The sequence below is a fragment of the Cellulophaga omnivescoria genome (assembly GCF_027915275.1).
Classification (GTDB): domain Bacteria; phylum Bacteroidota; class Bacteroidia; order Flavobacteriales; family Flavobacteriaceae; genus Cellulophaga; species Cellulophaga omnivescoria.
This window is the reverse complement of sequence record NZ_CP115819.1, coordinates 2,025,808-2,045,476: the sequence shown is the minus strand read 5'-3', so window position 1 is coordinate 2,045,476 and position 19,669 is coordinate 2,025,808. Positions and strand designations below refer to the sequence as shown.

At 33.1% G+C, this 19,669-nt stretch carries 16 protein-coding genes, 1 tRNA gene and 1 pseudogene; 7 read left to right on the top strand and 11 right to left on the bottom strand.

Annotation, left to right across the window (positions count from 1 at the left end; all coding sequences use genetic code 11):
• Positions 1-24 precede the first annotated feature (24 nt).
• The 4 genes from PBN93_RS09085 to PBN93_RS09070 all read left to right on the top strand — a co-directional run bounded on the left by PBN93_RS09085 (position 25) and on the right by PBN93_RS09070 (position 6,042).
• Positions 25-2,442 (top strand): efflux RND transporter permease subunit, encoded by a 2,418-nt coding sequence (locus PBN93_RS09085; protein WP_077401738.1) that lies wholly within the window; start codon positions 25-27, stop codon positions 2,440-2,442.
• 68 nt (positions 2,443-2,510) lie between these two features.
• Positions 2,511-3,944, top strand: coding sequence for an asparagine--tRNA ligase (gene asnS, locus PBN93_RS09080; protein ID WP_077401735.1), 1,434 nt, complete (start codon positions 2,511-2,513; stop codon positions 3,942-3,944).
• 38 nt (positions 3,945-3,982) lie between these two features.
• The gene (gene rpoN, locus PBN93_RS09075) at positions 3,983-5,434 is read left to right on the top strand and encodes an RNA polymerase factor sigma-54 (RefSeq protein WP_077401732.1); all 1,452 of its coding nucleotides are present in this window, start codon (positions 3,983-3,985) and stop codon (positions 5,432-5,434) included.
• A 2-nt stretch (positions 5,435-5,436) separates the two neighbouring features.
• Complete coding sequence (locus PBN93_RS09070) at positions 5,437-6,042, top strand: hypothetical protein (RefSeq protein ID WP_077401729.1); 606 nt, start codon at positions 5,437-5,439, stop codon at positions 6,040-6,042.
• Here the strand turns inward: PBN93_RS09070 and PBN93_RS09065 are convergent.
• From PBN93_RS09065 to PBN93_RS09030, 8 genes and pseudogenes are all read right to left on the bottom strand, one after another.
• Positions 6,037-6,705 (bottom strand): porin family protein, encoded by a 669-nt coding sequence (locus PBN93_RS09065; protein ID WP_271080485.1) that lies wholly within the window; start codon positions 6,703-6,705, stop codon positions 6,037-6,039. The genes PBN93_RS09070 and PBN93_RS09065 overlap by 6 nt on opposite strands.
• A gap of 86 nt (positions 6,706-6,791) precedes the next feature.
• On the bottom strand, positions 6,792-7,274 hold the full coding sequence (locus PBN93_RS09060; RefSeq protein ID WP_077401723.1) for an ExbD/TolR family protein: 483 nt from the start codon (positions 7,272-7,274) through the stop codon (positions 6,792-6,794).
• A gap of 21 nt (positions 7,275-7,295) precedes the next feature.
• Positions 7,296-7,921: pseudogene (locus PBN93_RS09055) on the bottom strand (ExbD/TolR family protein).
• A 12-nt stretch (positions 7,922-7,933) separates the two neighbouring features.
• Positions 7,934-8,383, bottom strand: a complete 450-nt coding sequence (locus tag PBN93_RS09050) for a hypothetical protein (RefSeq protein ID WP_077401717.1) — start codon at positions 8,381-8,383, stop codon at positions 7,934-7,936.
• Between the two features lie 24 nt (positions 8,384-8,407).
• Positions 8,408-9,145, bottom strand: a complete 738-nt coding sequence (locus PBN93_RS09045; RefSeq protein ID WP_013621394.1) for a MotA/TolQ/ExbB proton channel family protein — start codon at positions 9,143-9,145, stop codon at positions 8,408-8,410.
• A gap of 81 nt (positions 9,146-9,226) precedes the next feature.
• Positions 9,227-9,314, bottom strand: a tRNA-Ser gene (locus PBN93_RS09040).
• Between the two features lie 67 nt (positions 9,315-9,381).
• Positions 9,382-10,410: an asparaginase gene (locus PBN93_RS09035; RefSeq protein WP_077401714.1), complete on the bottom strand. Its 1,029-nt coding sequence runs from the start codon at positions 10,408-10,410 to the stop codon at positions 9,382-9,384.
• Positions 10,411-10,424: 14 nt separating this feature from the next.
• Entirely contained in the window at positions 10,425-11,192 is a 768-nt protein-coding gene (locus PBN93_RS09030) for a TatD family hydrolase (RefSeq protein WP_077401711.1), read from the bottom strand.
• 108 nt (positions 11,193-11,300) lie between these two features.
• On the opposite strand from PBN93_RS09030, the gene PBN93_RS09025 reads away from it, so the two are divergent.
• Together PBN93_RS09025 and PBN93_RS09020 are read left to right on the top strand one after the other, a co-directional pair.
• Complete coding sequence (locus tag PBN93_RS09025; protein ID WP_077401708.1) at positions 11,301-11,741, top strand: retropepsin-like aspartic protease; 441 nt, start codon at positions 11,301-11,303, stop codon at positions 11,739-11,741.
• 90 nt (positions 11,742-11,831) lie between these two features.
• Positions 11,832-13,175: a cytochrome-c peroxidase gene (locus PBN93_RS09020; RefSeq protein ID WP_077401705.1), complete on the top strand. Its 1,344-nt coding sequence runs from the start codon at positions 11,832-11,834 to the stop codon at positions 13,173-13,175.
• Positions 13,176-13,240: 65 nt separating this feature from the next.
• On the opposite strand, the gene odhB is transcribed toward PBN93_RS09020, so the two are convergent.
• Both odhB and PBN93_RS09010 read right to left on the bottom strand, forming a co-directional pair.
• Positions 13,241-14,461 carry a 2-oxoglutarate dehydrogenase complex dihydrolipoyllysine-residue succinyltransferase gene (gene odhB / locus PBN93_RS09015; protein WP_077401702.1) on the bottom strand — a complete coding sequence of 407 codons (1,221 nt, stop codon included), beginning with the start codon at positions 14,459-14,461 and terminating at the stop codon, positions 13,241-13,243.
• 27 nt (positions 14,462-14,488) lie between these two features.
• Entirely contained in the window at positions 14,489-17,257 is a 2,769-nt protein-coding gene (locus PBN93_RS09010) for a 2-oxoglutarate dehydrogenase E1 component (RefSeq protein WP_077401699.1), read from the bottom strand.
• Between the two features lie 101 nt (positions 17,258-17,358).
• Here PBN93_RS09010 and PBN93_RS09005 point away from each other — a divergent pair, with 101 nt between their 5' ends.
• Positions 17,359-17,895 carry an alpha-ketoglutarate decarboxylase gene (locus PBN93_RS09005; RefSeq protein ID WP_077401696.1) on the top strand — a complete coding sequence of 179 codons (537 nt, stop codon included), beginning with the start codon at positions 17,359-17,361 and terminating at the stop codon, positions 17,893-17,895.
• Here the strand turns inward: PBN93_RS09005 and PBN93_RS09000 are convergent.
• Positions 17,892-19,664 (bottom strand): MutS-related protein, encoded by a 1,773-nt coding sequence (locus PBN93_RS09000; protein ID WP_077401693.1) that lies wholly within the window; start codon positions 19,662-19,664, stop codon positions 17,892-17,894. The two genes, PBN93_RS09005 and PBN93_RS09000, sit on opposite strands and share 4 nt — an antisense overlap.
• Between the last annotated feature and the right edge of the window lie 5 nt (positions 19,665-19,669).

The window sequence follows — 19,669 nt, the reverse complement described above, 5'->3', positions numbered from 1 at the left end:
CTTTGCGCACCTTAAATACATATAATGGTTGCAAAGATTACGCAAGGTTTTTGGGCAAAAACTGCTAGGATAATTCTAAGAAATAGAATTCTTATTATACTTCTTATTATAGCTTTTACGGTTTTTCTGGGCTTTCAATGGAAAAACATGAAGTTCTCTAACTCAGAAGCTAACCTATTACCCGATCATCATCCGGTAAACATTAAATACCAATCTTTTTTAAAATTGTTTGGTGAAGAAGGCAACGTTATAGCTATTGCAGCAAAAGACAGCACTCTGTATACCCCAGAAAAGTTTAACCGCTGGAACAAACTAAGCAAACAACTAGACGCATTTCCAGAGGTAGATTTTGTTTTATCTACAGACAATTTAAAAGAACTTGTTAAAACTGAAGACGGCCAAAAGTTTTTACTTCAAAACTTTATAAAATCTAAGCCTAGAACAACTAAAGAAATAGACAGTTTAAAACAGCATTTATTTAAAAACATGCCGTTTTATGAAAACCTATTGTACAATAAAGAAACTGGTACCATTAGAACCTTAGTATATCTAGACAAGGACATCGTAAATACATCCGTACGTAAAGATTTTATTTTAAAAGATTTTAAAAACCTTACAGAAAGATTTGAAAACGAAACAGAAATGAATTTACATATATCTGGCATGCCATATATACGTACAATGAATTCTAAAAATATTATAGATGAAATAAATAAATTTATACTTGCAGCCTTAGGAGTTACATCTTTAATTTTCTTTTTCTTTTTTAGAAGTTTTAGAGCCACATTTATATCTATGTGTGTTGTTATTATAGGAGTAATGTGGGCTTTTGGAATACTAGGCTTACTACAGTACGAAATTACCGTACTAACCGCCTTAATACCACCACTTATTATTGTAATAGGTATTCCAAACTGTATTTTTTTAATAAACAAATACCAGCAAGAAGTTAAAAAACACGGCAACAAAGCACTTTCTCTACAACGTGTAATATCTAAAATTGGTAACGCAACCTTAATGACAAATATTACCACAGCATCTGGCTTTGCCACTTTTATAATTACAGACAGTCAGTTGCTTAAAGAATTTGGTATAGTAGCATCAATAAATATTATTGGAATTTTTATTTTATCACTACTAATAATACCTATTATTTACAGCTTTTTACCAATGCCTAAAGACAAACACTTAAAGCACCTAAACACTAAGTGGATTGATACTTTTGTAAGCTGGATGGAAAACATTGTAAGAAATAAAAGAATTAGCGTTTACATTGTATCTGTTTTATTATTAACAGTAAGTATTATTGGCATTTATCAGATAAATATTTCTGGTAGCCCAATAGAAGATATGCCCAAAAAAGCAGAATTCTTTAAAGATATACGTTTTTTTGAAAAAGAATTTAAAGGCATTATGCCAGTTGAAGTTGTAATAGATACCAAAAGAAAAAATGGCGTTTTAAAGCCAGCCACCTTAAAAAGAATGGATAGGTTTGGAGAAGTTATTGAAGAAATCCCAGAACTATCTCATCCAATATCTGTTGTTAATCTAGTAAAATATTCTAAACAGGCCTTTTACAACGGCATACCTAAATACTATCAATTACCTACAACACAGGAAAATAATTTTATTATGGATGTGGCCCGTAACTCCAGCAGTAATGGTAATTTACTAGAAAGCTTTGTAGACTCCACAGGACAAACAGCGCGCATAACAACATTTATGAGAGATGTAGATACTGAGCGTATGCAAGATATTGAAAGTCGTTTGCAAGAAAATTTAGATAAAATATTTCCTAAGGAGAGGTACAACACATTTTTAACAGGGAAAGCTTTGTTATTTTTAAAAGGCACAAAATACCTAGTAAACAATTTAGTTTTATCATTAGCACTAGCAATAGGACTTATAGCACTATTTATGGCCTATTTATTTAGGTCTTTTAGAATGATTATTATATCACTAATACCAAACCTTTTGCCACTAATTATTACAGCGGGCGTTATGGGCTTTGTTGGCGTACCTATAAAACCCTCTACTATATTAGTTTTTAGTATTGCTTTTGGTATATCGGTAGATGACACCATTCACTTTTTAGCAAAATACAGACAGGAACTTGTAGTGAATAAATGGGCAATTAAAAAATCTGTATACGCCGCATTAAGAGAAACTGGAGTTAGTATGTTTTATACCTCAATAGTATTATTCTTTGGTTTTTCTGTATTCATCATATCTAATTTTGGCGGCACAGTTGCATTAGGTGCATTAGTCTCTGCAACATTATTATTTGCTATGTTAGCCAATTTAATTTTATTACCATCGCTTTTACTTTCATTAGAGCGCAGTATAGCAAATAAAGAAGTACTTAAAAAACCGCAAATAGATATTTTACCAAAAGAAGAGGTAAAAATTAAGAAAAAAAATCAAATCAAAAATCAAAACTAATTTAAGTGCTTTAATGACGATTTAAAAAAAGTTATCTTTATCACTTAAAATAAGAAGCATATTTTATAATGAACACAAACAGCATTAAGGATTTATTGTCCGGAAAACATCTTTTACAAGAAGTAACCGTTAGTGGTTGGGTAAAAACATTTAGAAGCAACAGATTTATTGCTTTAAATGATGGTTCTACTATACAAAACATTCAATGTGTTGTAGATTTTGAAAAATTGGACGAAAGCCTATTAAAACAAGTATCTACAGGCGCTGCAATAAAGGTAAAGGGAACCCTTGTAGAAAGCCAAGGAAAAGGACAATCTGTAGAAATACAAGTAGCTTCTTTAGAAATACATGGAGGCGCAGACCCAGAAACATACCCTATACAACCTAAAAAACACACCTTAGAGTTTTTAAGAGAAAAAGCACACTTACGTGTTAGAACCAACACTTTTTCTGCTGTAATGCGTATGCGTTCTGCATTATCGTTTGCAGTACACCAATATTTTCAACAAAACGGATTTTACCACGTACATACACCAATAATTACTGGCTCTGATGCAGAAGGTGCTGGTGAAATTTTTAAAGTATCTACCTTAGATAGCAAAAATCCACCTTTAAAGGAAGATGGAGCTGTAGACTATAGCGAAGACTTTTTTGGAAAAGAAACAAACCTTACCGTTTCTGGTCAATTAGAAGCAGAAACCTACGCAATGGGTCTTGGTAAAGTATATACATTTGGGCCAACGTTTAGAGCAGAAAACTCTAACACATCTAGACACTTAGCAGAGTTCTGGATGATAGAACCAGAAATGGCTTTTTACGATTTAGATGCTAATATGGACTTAGCTGAAGATTTTATAAAAAGTGTAATATCTTATGTGCTAGAAAACTGTAAAGCCGACTTAGAGTTTTTAGAAAAACGTTTGTTAGACGAAGAAAAAACTAAGCCCGCAGCAGAACGTAGTGAAATGCCTTTAATAGAAAAATTAAAGTTTATAACAGACAACAATTTTAAAAGAGTTAGCTATACCGAAGCTATAGAAATATTAAGAAACTGCAAGCCAAACAAAAAGAAAAAATTTAAGTATATTATTGATGAATGGGGAGCAGATTTACAAAGTGAACATGAACGTTATCTTGTAGAAAAACATTTTAAATGTCCAGTTATATTGTTTGATTATCCAGCAAAAATAAAAGCATTTTATATGCGTTTAAATGAAGATGGAAAAACGGTGAGAGCTATGGATATCCTTTTCCCAGGTATTGGAGAAATAGTTGGCGGCTCACAAAGAGAAGAGAGGTTAGATGTGCTTTTAGAAAAAATGAAAGCATTGGATATAGATGAAAAGGAACTTTGGTGGTATACAGACTTACGTAAATACGGAAGCGCCGTACACAGTGGTTTTGGTCTTGGCTTTGAACGTTTAGTACTTTTTGCTACAGGAATGGGGAACATTAGAGATGTTATTCCTTTTCCTAGAACACCACAAAATGCAGAATTTTAATAAGTAAAATATAAAAGTCATAAAAAGAATTAACATTAATGCTTAAACAACACCTACAATTTAAGTTATCACAAAAGTTGTCTCCACAGCAGATACAGCTTATGAAGTTAATTCAACTTCCCACTCAAGCTTTTGAACAACGATTAAAACAAGAGTTAGAAGAAAATCCAGCATTAGAGAGCGGCAAAGAAGAAACCGAAACTATTGAGGATGAATATGACGATTTGTACGACAATGATACCGAAAAAATTGAAGCAGAAGATATTAATATAGACGAATATCTTTCTGATGACGAAGTACCTGACTACCGTACACAGGCAAATAATTACAGTGCAGATGATGATGAAAAGAGTATTCCTTATGCAGCAGGAACCTCTTTTCATCAACATTTAATGACACAATTAAATACCGTTTATTTAGATGATAAAGACTGGGCAATTGCCGAGTTTTTAATTGGTAGTGTTGATGAAAGCGGTTATATACGCAGACCAATTACAGATATTATGGACGATCTGGCATTTACACAAAATGTATTTGCAGAAGAAGCAGACATAATTAAAGTACTAAATTTAGTACAAGAATTAGATCCGCCTGGTGTGGCCGCAAGATCTTTAGAAGAATGCTTAATTATACAGCTTTCTAGAAAAGAACAGACGCCTGCTATTGAATTAGCAATTCAAATACTAGAAAAGTCTTTTGATCAGTTTACTAAAAAGCACTACAAAAAGCTTCTGCAAAAACACAACATTACAGAAAATGAACTAAAAGAAGCTATTTCTGAAATTGAAAAATTAAATCCAAAGCCAGGAGGCTCATATGCTGGTAATACTAGAATAATAGAACATATTGTACCAGATTTTTCAATTAAAATTACAGACGGAGAGCTAGAACTTACTCTAAACGGAAGAAATGCTCCTGAATTACACGTATCTAGACAGTATAATAATATGCTAGAAGGCTACAAAAATTCTAAAACAAAATCTAAATCACAGAAAGACACCGTTTTTTTTATAAAACAAAAACTAGATGCTGCCAAGTGGTTTATAGACGCTATTAAACAAAGGCAACAAACGCTTTATGTAACAATGAGCGCTATTATGAACTACCAAAAAGAATATTTTTTAACCGGAGATGAGCGGAAGCTTAGACCAATGATTTTAAAAGATATTGCAGATACCATTGGCATGGATGTATCCACTGTTTCTAGAGTAGCCAACAGCAAGTATGTAGACACCCCTTACGGAACAAAATTAGTAAAAGAATACTTTTCTGAGTCTATGAAAAATGAACAAGGAGAAGATGTGTCCACAAAAGAAATCAAAAAGATTTTAGAAAATGTTATTAGTGAGGAAGAAAAAAGAAAACCTTTAACTGATGATAAATTAGCTGCAATATTAAAAGAAAAAGGATATCCAATTGCGAGACGTACCGTTGCTAAATACAGAGAACAACTAAATATACCTGTTGCTAGGTTAAGAAAGCAAATATAAAAATGAAAGGGTTTTACAAAATTATATCTACCATATTTCACCCTTTACTTATCCCTGTTATTGGCTGTATTTGCTATTTTAAAATTACACCGCAATATTATACACAAAACTACTTTTTAGGAAATACATTGCCAATTTTAATACTTACAGTTATTGTCCCAATTGTGTGCTACATTATACTTAGAAGTACAGGATATATAACATCATACACGCTACCAACAATAAAAGAAAGAAAATACCCTTTGTATATAAGCCTATCACTATTACTTTTGGTTATATATAAAGTTATACCAAATAACTACAGCTCAGAACTCTATTTTTATTTTATAGGATTAATTACTGCTGTATTTTGCTCCCTAATACTTCTTTTTATTCATTTTAAAAGCAGTTTGCACGCCACAGGTATGGGAAGTCTACTTATGTTCTTAATTAGTCTAAGCGTACATTTTGAGATTAATATTATTTACGCCATTGCAATTACTATATTTTTCACAGGACTAGTTTCTACCTCTAAATTATATTTAAAAACAAACAGCTCGTTAGAAATAATAGTTGGATTTATAATTGGCTTAGTATCACAACTAATAACAATAAAATATTGGCTATAAAATATAGAAATTAAATCCTATTCGTATTGGCCTCATAAGTAGTTGATCATCGTCTACAAAAGCATCATCTAGCAAACTATTTAAGCCATAATACACATGAATGTTCCAGGTATTATAACCTATATTAAATTGTAAGCCATATCTAAAATTAATAACATCATTGTTATTAAAAACTTCCTTATAGTCATCAGACACAAACTTAGACCTAGAAGAAAAAACATAACCAAGTTTAGCGCCGCCATATATTCTAAGAAATTTATACTTAGTAGGTGTAGACTTTCTCCATCTAAATTCTATAGGCATCTCAAGTAAATGCGTTACAATTTTACTTCTTTGATAGTCTGTATCCTCATCTGCAAAAGAGTAACTAATTTTGCCGTCTACTTTTGTAGCAATTAGGTTAGAATAGTAATTATTAACCGCATAGCCTAAACCAATACCAAAACCAACATTTCTATTTTTATTAATTGGCAAATCTTTTATAAAACCCAATTGCAATCCATAAGGTAAATTACGCTGCTCTAAACTAGCTGGTTTACTACCAAAGGTATTATATGTTAAACCTACATAAAACTGATCCTCTAAATAAAGACTATCTACGGCAGTGTTTTGAGCCGAAAGAGAAAAACATATAAGTCCAAATAAAATACATAAACGAATCATATAGTACGCATAAAAGTTACTGTATAAAAAAACGCTTCAAATAGTTTTACCTATTTGAAGCGCATATAATAGTTTAACTATCTAAATTATTGTAAATTTTTAAAAGCATCACCTTCATACGTAGTGTAGTTCACTTTTAAAGCATTTACTTTTCTCAACTCTTCTTTAATATCCATAACAATACCCATATTGGCATTTTTATCAATTTTTAAAGCAGTTGTAATAGAACTTTGAACCTCTTGAGGTTTCTTAGCTATTTCTTCTAAAACGTAATCTCCTACTTCAGAAACATTAGCAAACTTATCGTTTAACTGTATTTTTGGCTCTTTACCAAAAGCGCTCTGATATTTTTCTGTAGGTTGACCAACAAAAATATAAACTACTCTATCTTTCTTTTCTAGTTTCTTAATTTCAGATGCGTTTGGCAACTCATTTGCTACCAATGGCTCGCTATCTTTCATTACTGTAACCGTCATAAAGAAAAACAAAAGCATAAATACAATATCCGGAAGAGAAGCCGTAGAAACTGGAGGTAATTCTCCGTCTTTTTTCTTTTTAAATTTTGACATATTCCTTTGTATTAAATGTTATTAGTTTGTTGTAGTTTCAGCTTCAGATAATTTTTGAGGATAAAGATCTTGAATTTTCTTAATCTTTACCTTTAATTTCTCCTTAACATCATCTGGAGTTTCTTGATTAGAATATGCTTCTTCCATTTCTGTAAAAGACATATTATAACCTAACTTTTTAGCTGCTCTATTACGTAAAAAATTGTACGCTGCAACTAACTCATTCTGTACAGTTATATAAACAGAGTACTTAGTTTCACGATCATTTTTTAATGATATAACCGCTTTTATAGGGTTATCTGAAGACTCTGGACTTCTTGCACCTTCACAATAGCTACAGTAGTCAGGATCTCCTTTTACTGCTCCACCATTATCTAAAAATGCAATAGCTTTTTCTCTTAAATCTTTTAAATCTAAAAGGTCTTCTTCTACAAGCAACTGACCATCTTTACCTATTTGTACAGTAAAATATTTTTTTGCTTAAGTATTACTTGCTCATCAGTAGGCGGCTCTTTAGGAGGCAACATACGATCTAAACCTGCATCTGTTTCTATAGTAGTAGTTACTAAGAAAAAGATAAGGAGTAAGAAAGCAATGTCTGCCATAGAACCGGCATTTACTTCTGGTGCTCCACCTCTTCTTGCCATAATTATTCTTTTTTATTTACCAATTAGTTTTTTTACACTTGGTACAACCATAAGAACAACAGCTACTGCTACTAAAATTAAGAAAGTATAAATACCTGTTCCAATGTTTTTTACTGTACTAGTTGTAGTATTATTATCTGCTAAAAACTGAGGGTCTAAATCCTCTCCGTTTGAGATAAAATAAGAAACAATTACTACAAGTGCAAATCCACCTAAAGCAAATAAAGCTTTTTTAAGGTTTTCTGGTGTAGAAAACAAGTTCTTTAGTGTATAAACCAATGCTACTACAACTGCAACCCCTAATAAAAGGTAAGTTATAATAAACATAAAATTCATTGCACTACTATTTGCTGCCTCAGCTGCTACCTCAGGAATAGTAAAATCCCCTGATGGTAAAAAATACCATAGCACAGCCGATAGAATGCCTATTACTATTAAGGCTATTTTAATTATTTTTTGCATAATGCTTTTGTATTAAGGTCCGACTTATTTTTTGTGATCTACCAACATATCAATCAATGAGATTGATGAATCTTCCATATCATTTACAATACTATCAATTTTAGCAATGATGTAGTTGTAAAAAATCTGAAGAATAATGGCAGTAACAAGACCAAATACAGTTGTTAATAATGCAACCTGAATATCACCTGCAATTAAAGATGCACTTAAGTTACCAACTGCTGCAATCTTTTGGAAGGCCTGAATCATACCAATTACCGTACCCATGAAACCAAGCATTGGCGCAATTGCAATAAATAAAGACAACCAAGATACGTTTTTCTCTAACTGACCCATTTGTACACCACCATAGGCAACAACAGCTTTTTCAGCAGATTCAATACTCTCACCAGCTCTATCTAATCCTTGGTAGAAAATAGACGCAACAGGTCCTTTTGTGTTTCTACATACTTCTTTAGCTGCTTCTACACCACCAGATGCTAATGCATCCTCTACTCTTTGTTTTAATTTAGTAGTGTTTGTGCTTGCCATGTTTAAGTAAATTATTCTTTCAATTGCCACTGCAAGACCAAGAATTAAACATAAAAGTACAATACCCATAAAAGCAGGTCCACCAGTAATAAATTGTTCTTTTAATACTTGAACAAAACCTTTTGGCGCCTCTTTCTCCGCTGCATCTTGTAATAATGTAGCTGCATTTACTGTATTTGTACTAAAAACAAACAACCCAGCTACAGCTAGGATAGATGATAATCTTTTCATTTTCGAAACTTAATTTAGTTAGTTAATAGGGTTAAAGATAAAAAAAAAATGTTATAATAAAATTAAACGCAAACTTATCTGCAGAGAGGAAGGGATTCGAACCCTCGATACACTTGTGATGTATACACACTTTCCAGGCGTGCGCCTTCGACCACTCGGCCACCTCTCTCTTAATAAGTTTAACGGCGTCCAAATAACAAAAAAAATATTAGTTAAAGAAATATAATATGTTATTTTTATTGCAATTCTCCTCGCAAAGGAGTTTCAAAAAGTGTTTTAAATAGCTTTGGAGAGACTCCTGTTCCTAACAAATACATTAGCTTAGTAACAGCTGCCTCTGTTGTAATATCCTTACCATTAATTATTTGCAAGCTTTGTAATTCCTCACTAGTTTCATATTGCCCTAGTAAAACACTACCTCCAGAGCACTGGGTAACGTTAATAATGTACAATCCGTTTTTTATTGCTTTTTTTATTTCATTTAGCAACCATTTGTCTGTTGGAGCATTACCAGCACCATAAGTCTCCAAAACAAGTCCTTTTAAGTTAGGAATATTTAACACACTTTTTAGTACATTTTTGTTTAAACCAGGGAATAACTTTAATACAGCAACATTATCATCTAAGTTTTTATGCACCTTTAAAGCTTTGTTATGTTTCTTTTTTCTTAAATACTCCTTATTTACTTTTAAATGCACTCCAGATTCCGCTAACTCTGGATAATTTAATGACGCAAAAGCTTCAAAATGTTCTGCATTAATTTTTGTAGTTCTATTCCCTCTATACAATTTGTATTCAAAATACAAACATACTTCCTGTATAGTTGCTTTACTATTTTCTGTTAAAGCAGCAATCTGTATTGAGGTTATTAGATTTTCTTTTGCATCGGTTCTTAAATCGCCTATTGGCAATTGAGACCCTGTTAATATTACCGGCTTACTTAAATGCTCTAACATATAGCTTAATGCCGAAGCAGTATAACTCATAGTATCACTACCATGTAACACTACAAAACCATCAAAAGCATTATAGTTTTGTTCTATAATACTTGCAATTTTTACCCAATGTGTAGGGTTCATATTAGATGAATCTATTGGTTCTTCAAAAGAAACGCTATCCACAGAACAATCTAACTGCTTTAACTCTGGTATACTCTTCATTAAATTATTAAAATTAAAAGCCTTTAAAGCTCCTGTTTTATAATCTTTAACCATACCAATGGTACCGCCAGTATATACCAATAATATTTTTGTAGTATTTGCCATTTTAATAAGTTATTTTATACACCAAAAACGTCTACAGAATTTTTTGTTGTTATTTCTGCTATTTCTTCTATGTCCTTATTATATATATCTGCTAATTTTTCAGCTACATTTATAAGGTATGCACTTTCATTTCTTTTACCTCTAAAAGGTGTTGGCGCCAAATAAGGAGCATCTGTTTCTAAAACAATATGTTTAAGATCAATTTCATTTAAAAACTTATCTATTTTTCCATTCTTAAAAGTAACTACTCCTCCAATACCTAATTTCATATTATAAGATATAGCTAATTTTGCCTGCTCCAAAGTACCCGTAAAGCAATGAAAAATCCCTCTTAAATCATTACCTTTTTCTTCTTCTAAAATTTCAAAAACCTCATCAAAAGCATCTCTACAATGTATAACTATTGGCAATTTGTATTTTTTTGCTAGTTGTATTTGATGCTTAAAAGCTTGCTGTTGTTCTTTTAAAAAGGTTTTATCCCAAAATAAATCTATTCCTATCTCTCCAACAGCATAAAATTTACGCTGCTCTAGCATTTCTTCAATATGTACCAACTCTACATGATAATTGTCTTTTACATGTGTTGGATGCAAACCCATCATCAAAAAAACATTATCTGGGTAAGCCTCCTCTAAACTCAACATAGAACTTGTGTAAGTTGAGTCTATAGCAGGAATAAAAAATCGTTGCACTCCTTTATCAATTGCATTTTGTATTGCAACAGCCCTGTCTTCATCAAAAGCCTCACTATATAAATGTGTATGTGTATCTGTAAATATCATACCGCAAAAATAGAATTATCTTATATATTTTATTGTTTTTAAATTGATATAGTTTGATTTTATCTTTTCTGATAAAGATTGATATATATTTGCACTAAAATTGAATATATGTCTAGCTTAAAAAAATTCTTGCTTCAAAAAGATTACACCAAAATTAAACTTACATTAACTCCTACTAATCATTTTGAAATTAAAGCTAAGATTAACAATGTAGCCGGGAAATTTATTTTAGACACAGGAGCCTCCAACACCTGCATAGGTATAGATAAAATTGAAAACTTTAAGCTTACCTCTGAAGATTCAGAAATAAAAGCTGCTGGTGCTGGTGCTACAGAAATGGAAACATTAATCTCTTCTAACAACACCATAAAAATTGGAGATTGGAAATACAAAAAATTAAAAATTGTTTTGTTTGATTTGGTACACGTTAACCAGGCTCTTATTAACCATAATGCATTACCAGTAGATGGTATTATTGGAGCAGACATATTAAAAAAGACAAAAGCTATTATAGACTACAACAAAAAATGTGTTTATCTTAAGCTGTAAATAACAAATATCTTATTTATTAGTATTGTACCGATTTTTTAATGTTATGTTTTAGCAAAAACACACTTTTGTTTGCAAAACATTCTAACCATGTCTACATCTAAAATAAATCTATATTGCATACTAGCAATTGGCATTTTATTTACAACCAGTTGTTCTAATGACGACAACAACTACCAAAAAGCAGAAACAAGTATTTTAAAAGAGAAAATTACAACTCTTTATGGCTCACTAGAAACACTACAATTACCAGAAGAAACAAATTTAAGCAATATTCCTAGTGATCCTAAAAACCCGCTTACTCCAGAAAAAGTTGCCTTAGGAAAATTACTTTTTCACGAAACAGGCTTAGCCTTAAACCCAATAAAAGAAATTGGCACCAACACTTACTCATGTGCTAGTTGCCACCACGCAGCGGCAGGTTTCCAAAGCGGCAACATACAAGGTATTGGTGAAGGTGGTTTTGGCTATGGAGCAAAAGGAGAATCTAGACATATGTCTGTAGATTATTTAGAAGAAGATTTAGATGTACAACCCATAAAATCTCCAAGCATACTAAACACTGCATACCAAAAAGTAATGTTATGGAACGGACAGTTTGGAGGAACCTCAGAAAATACAGGTACCGAAAGTAGCTGGACAGCTGGCACTCCCAAAGAACGCAATAATTTAGGTTTTGAAGGCGTAGAGATACAAGCTATTGCTGGCCTGGGTGTTCACAGGCTTTTAATAGACACCAACTTCCTAAACAACAACGGATACAAAAGTATGTTTGACGCTGCTTTTCCTAACACCCCAGAAGAAAATAGATACACAACCATAACTGCCGGCTTAGCCATTGCTACCTATGAGCGTACAGTGCTTGCAAACCAAGCTCCTTTTCAAGAGTTTTTAAAAGGAAATGAAGCTGCATTATCCCCTAAAGAAATAAGTGGCGCTAACTTATTTTTTGGCAAAGCAGAATGCTATAAATGCCACAACGGACCAGGCTTAAACAAAACAGGGTTTTATGCTTTAGGAATGAACGACTTGGATCCAAACAGCTCACACATTAGTATTGATGAAGCTACAAAAAAAGGCAGAGGTGGTTTTACAGGAAAAGAAGAAGATAATTACAAGTTTAAAATACCATCTTTATACAACTTAAAAGATGTATCTCATTTTGGTCATGGAGGAAACTTTACGTCTATAAAAGAAGTTATAGAATACAAAAACAAAGCTATACCAGAAAACAGTAATGTTCCTAAAAGTCAATTAGCATCAGAATTTGCACCTCTTAATTTAACAACAGAAGAAGTTGATGATTTAACTGCCTTTATAGAAAACGGACTTTACGACAACAATCTTAAAAGATACACTCCAGAAAATCTGCCTTCTGGAAATTGTTTCCCAAATGCAGATAGCGAATCCAAATCTGACATGGGATGTAATTAAAAAAAAAGCATTAAAAAAGGGCTGAAGTTTAACTTCAGCCCTTTTTTTTATCTCTAGATTTAAGACTACATTTCTAACGCCTTCTTAACATCATTATTCATTAATAATTCCTCTGGATTCTCTAATGCTTCTTTAACAGCAACTAAGAAACCAACAGATTCTTTACCATCTATAATTCTGTGATCATAAGACAAAGCAACATACATAATTGGAGCAATTACAACCTCACCATTTTTAGCAATTGGACGCTCTACAATATTATGCATACCTAAAATAGCACTTTGTGGCGGGTTAATAATTGGTGTAGACAACATAGAACCAAAAACACCACCATTGGTAATTGTAAATGTTCCACCTGTCATTTCATCTACAGTAATTTCACCTTCACGAGCTCTAATAGCCAAACGCTTTACCTCTGCTTCTACACCTCTAAAAGTTAAGTTTTCTGCATTTCTAATTACAGGAACCATTAAACCTTTTGGTCCAGATACTGCAATACTAATATCTGCAAAATCATAAGAAATCATTTCCTTACCATCTATCATTGCATTTACAGATGGGTACATCTCTAATGCACGTACAACCGCCTTAGTAAAGAAAGACATAAAACCTAAACCAACACCGTGTTTAGCTCTAAAGTCATCTTTATACTGGCTACGCAATGCAAAAATAGGAGACATATCTACCTCGTTAAAAGTAGTAAGCATAGCTGTTTCATTTTTAGCTGAAACCAAACGCTCTGCCACCTTACGACGTAACATTGATAATTTAGAACGAGTTTCTCCTCGGTTACCTCCTGTAGTTGGCGTTCCCATAGATGGCACTGCTTTTACAGCATCATCTTTAGTTACTCTACCATCTTTACCAGTACCTTTAACGGCAGAAGCCTCAATTCCTTTTTCACTTAATATTTTTTTAGCTGCAGGAGACGCTGTTCCTGTTGCGTATGTCTTAGTTGTTTCAGCAGCCTTAGGAGCTTCTGCTTTTGGTGCTGCTTCTTCTTTTTTCTCTTCTTTAGCAGGAGCATCATCTGCACCTTCTGGTTTTGCAGCAGATGTATCTATTAAACAAACAACGGCACCTACTGCAACAGCATCACCTTCTTCTGCTTTTAATGTAATTACTCCGCTTACTTCTGCTGGAAGTTCTAAGGTAGCTTTATCTGAATCTACCTCTGCAATAGCTTGATCTTTCTCTACATAATCTCCGTCTTGCACTAGCCACTCAGCTATTTCCACTTCGGTTATCGATTCTCCCGGTGAAGGGACTTTCATTTCTAAAATCATCCTACTTTATTTGATGTGTTATTGTATTTATCTTTTTGTCATATTGTCTTTGGTTTTATCAAAGACATAATCTATTACTTGTTGGTGTCTACGTTTAGAACGTACTGCACTACCAGCTGCTGGCGAAGCATAAAAACGTCTAGACGCTACTCTTAATTTATTAGCATCTGCAAAATGCATCATTATATGACTCCAAGCTCCCATATTTCTTGGTTCTTCTTGTGCCCACACAATATCATCTGCATTAGTATACTTGCTAATAATTTCTGTTATTTTTTCTGTTGGTAACGGAAACAATTGTTCTACTCTTACCAAAGCAACATCTTCTCTGTTTTGCTCCTCTTTTTCTGCTAGCAAATCATAGTAAAATTTACCCGTACAGAAAACTAACGATTTAATTTTACTTACATCTGCTGTAGTATCATCTAAAACCTCCTGAAAAGTTCCGTTAGCAAGCTCATCAATTGTAGAAACAGCTTTTGGATGTCTTAATAAACTTTTTGGTGTAAATATTATTAAAGGCTTTCTAAAATTAACCTTCATTTGCCTACGTAAAATATGGAACATTTGTGCTGGCGTAGACACATCTGCAATGTACATATTATCTCTAGCACACAATTGCAAATATCTTTCCATACGTGCAGAAGAATGCTCTGCACCCTGCCCCTCATAACCGTGTGGCAACAACATTACTAATCCGTTCTGAAGTTTCCATTTATCTTCGGCAGCAGAAATGTACTGATCTAACATAATTTGAGCACCATTACTGAAGTCACCAAATTGCGCCTCCCAAATAGTAAGTGTTTTTGGACTAGCCATAGCGTAACCATAATCAAAACCAACAACACCATATTCAGACAACAACGAATTGTAAATTTGAAATCTGGCTTGTTCCTCTGACAAGTGGTTTAACAATATAATTTCTTCTTCACTTTCTTCAACTTTCATAACCGCATGACGGTGAGAGAAAGTACCTCTTTCTACATCTTGCCCAGACATACGAACACCAAAGCCTTCTTGCAACAATGTACCGTAAGCTAAAAGCTCACCCATTGCCCAGTCTAACTTGTCAGTTTCAAAGAACATTTTTTTACGATCTTTCACCAACTTTTCAACCTTACGCAAAAACTTTTTATCACCAGGTAATTCTGTTATCACCTTAGCAATTTCTGTTAATTTGTCTTTATCATAAGTGGTATCTACAGCCTCCATCATCTCCCACTCCCTAACAGAGTCAAAGCCACTCCACTCGTCTGCCATAAAAGGCGTAATAACTGTTTTATCCTCTTTTCTAGAGTCTTCTAATTCTTCTTCTAAAGAAGCCTTATACTCATCTTCTAATTCTTTTACAAATCCTTTCTCAATAACACCTTCTGCAAGCAAACGCTCTGCATAAATATCTCTAGAATTACTATGTTTAGATATAGCTTTATACAGCTTAGGCTGAGTAAAACGAGGTTCATCACCTTCATTATGCCCATACTTTCTATAACCTAATAAATCTATAAATACATCTCTATTAAAACGCATTCTATATTCCAACGCAAATAACGAGGCGTGTACAACAGCCTCTGCATCGTCTGCATTTACGTGCAATACAGGACTTAAAGTCACCTTAGCAACATCTGTACAATAAGTAGATGACCTTGCGTCTAAATAATTAGTTGTAAAGCCTATTTGGTTATTTACTACAATGTGTATTGTACCGTTAGTTTTGTAACCATCTAAATTAGCCATTTGAACTACCTCATACACCAAGCCCTGACCTGCGATGGCAGCATCTCCGTGCACAACAATTGGCAATACTTTTGAAAAATCTTCAGGAAAATGAGCATCTTGTTTAGCTCTAGCAATACCTTCTACAACCGCACCAACAGTCTCTAAGTGAGATGGGTTTGGCGCAATATTCATTTTTATTCTATTGCCATTACTAGCTTTACGCTCAGATGTCCACCCTAAGTGATACTTTACATCACCATCAAAAATCTCTTGCTCGTAATCTTTACCATCAAACTCGCTAAATATATCTTTAGCAGCTTTACCAAAAATATTGGTAAGTACGTTTAACCTTCCACGGTGAGCCATACCCATAACAAACTGCTCTACTCCCATTTCTGCTGCACGTTCTACAACGGCATCCAAAGCAGGAATTAAAGACTCGTTACCTTCAATAGAAAAACGCTTTTGCCCAACATATTTTGTATGCAAAAAGCTCTCAAAAGAAACAGCTTGATTTAACTTTTTAAGGATATGTTTTTTTCTGTCAGCATTAAATTTTGGGTGATTATCATTAACGTTTAACCAGTTTTGTATCCACTCTACTCTTTCTGGTTTACGTATGTACATATACTCCACACCAATAGCATCACAATAAATGCTTTTTAAGTGTTTTATAATTTCCTCTAAAGAAACAGCTCCAATACCCAGAATTTCTCCTGCTGTAAAAACAGTGCTTAAATCTTCGTTAGACAATCCAAAATTATCTAACTCTAATGTTGGTGTATATTTTCTTCTTTCACGAACTGGGTTTGTTTTAGTGAACAAGTGCCCTCTACTTCTATACCCATCTATTAACTTAATTACTTTAAATTCTTTCTGTAAAGACTGCGGCATTGCAGCTTCTATTGCCGGTCCATTTTCAGAAAACTCTTCTAGTGCTGTCTCTTGACCAAAGTCAAAACCTTGAAAAAAAGCACGCCAACTAGGCTCTACACTATCAGGGCTAATTAAGTATTTATCATATAAAGTCGCAAAAAATGATGTATGCGCTGCGTTTAAAAACGAATATTTATCCATTGAAATTATTCTCTGTCTTGTGAACAAAATTTATTCAAAAATACAACTTTTAGCTTTTATAAGCATATCTTAGTGCGTAATAATGTAAAAAAATAACAAGAATGAGAAAAAAGAAGCATTTCCTTTCAAAATTATTGATTTTAAGTGTCTTGATAACAGCTTTTACAAGCAATACTACAACTGCACAGGTTAGTACAAGCAAAGCTAACTTTTGGGAAAACGTGCGTTTTGGAGGTGGTTTAGGCATTGGATTTGGAAACGACAGCTTTAACGCTAGCGTATCTCCAAGTGCTATTTACCAGGTTAATCCAATGTTTGCTGTTGGTACAAGCTTAAATTTTAACTACTCTAAATTTGGAGATCACAAACTTACCGCTTACGGCGCTAGCGCATTAACGTTATTTAATATTGTACCAGCCGTACAGCTATCTGCAGAGTTTGAACAAATGCGAATAAACCGTGATTTTGGCGTAAATGGCAGCATTACAGAAGATAATTACTGGAATTCCGCCTTATTTTTAGGCGTAGGATACAGTAACCAAAATGTAACTTTTGGTGTTCGTTATGATGTTTTGTATGATGAAGAAAAAAGCATTTATGCAGATGCATTAATGCCTTTTGTTAGGGTTTACTTTTAATCTACTATTTGCATTTTTTTAAGCAGGAATGAGGCATTCATATTTTTGCAAATACCATTTTTAAATTTGTAATCAAAATGCAATTCATTATTAATAATTTCTGCATCAAAGTAGTGGTTTTTAACACCTGGCAACTCATCTGCAGCCTTACACAAACTAAGATCGTGAGTAGCTATAATTCCGGTAGATTGTGACCCCACCAACTTCTCTACAAATTTACGAGAACCAATAGCTTTATCTGTACTATTTGTTCCTTTTAAAATTTCATCTAAAACTATAAAATAACGATCGTTTTGTATTTCATCAACAATAAACTTTAATCGTTTTAACTCAGAAAAAAAGTACGACTCATCATCTGTAAGTGAGTCTGTTGTACGCATACTTGTAATTAATTTAATAGGCGAATATTCCGCTGCAGTACCACAAACTGGCAACCCCATATTTGCCATAACAATTTGTAATGAAACGGTACGCAAAAAAGTACTCTTACCTGCCATATTTGCTCCTGTTACTATAAAAAACTCCGCATTATTAATAGTGATATCATTTTTTATACTTTTTGCAGGATCTAATAATGGATGTGCCGCATTTTTAACCTGTAGCACTTTACCTTTATCAGCAATTGTAGGATACACATAACTTGGATTATTAAACGCAAAATTACCTAAACTGTTATATGCATCAAAAAAAGCTATAACACTAAACCAATCTTGCACTAAACCTCCGTGCAACTTTATCCATTGTTCAATTTTATAAGATTGATGAATATCCCACAATAAAAATCCGTTTCCAAGAAAACCAAAAATCATATTATTACGCTGCTCTAAAGCTCCTAAAATTCTAGAAAACTCGTGCAGCACTGCAGACGTTTTTTTACCATTAGCAACAACAACCGCTCTTTTTTCGTTAAGTAAACCAGAGACAAACTCTACATTTTCTATTTCTACAATTAATTTTTGATACTGCTGAAAAGTACTCTGTATTTTACCCATATCCGCAGCTAAGCTACTCACTTTTTTAAAGTAAAACCCTGTAATAAATAGTCCAAGAAAAAACCAACCAGCAACTAAAAAGCCCGAAATAAACCCCATAAAATACAACACAAAAAACAGTACAGAAACTACCGTAAAAATTGTTGGTATATACTTCATAAACCCAGGGATAAAAGCTGTATGTTTCTGCATCCAAGAAACAATTGTTTTATAGGACACCTCTGCTTTTACAAGCGTAGCTATTGCAGCAAACTCCTGCCTCCATTTTGGCTTAGAAGCCAACTCCTTTACCGCTTCTTGTTTTTGCGCTATATTATCTATATCATTTGCCGTAAATTGATTAGCCAGCTCCTCACTACCTTGCTCCAAAGCAGTTCTATTACTGTATTGGTAAAAAGAACCTTTACCAAACAAATCTATATCTTGACTATAAAAATGAAGCGGATCTGCAAATTCCTCTCCATCTGGAAGGTTATGAAATTTACGATGCAAAACATCAATCTCAATTTCATTAATTTTTATAAGTGCCATAAATTTATGATACACATATTGCAAATCTGAATGTCTAGACACCAAAAACACAAACAACACTATAGCCAATAAAATAACCGCCATTACTGCTTTGGTGTTTCCTATAAAAAAATAAATACCAAAACCAGCTAATAAAAATACCGCCAACCTTAACAAACTAGACAGTAATAATTTAGATTTAACCTTTGCAGATTCTTCTTTGTAGTTAGTAATATTTTGTTTGTAAAATTCAATAAGTTCTTTCATAAAAA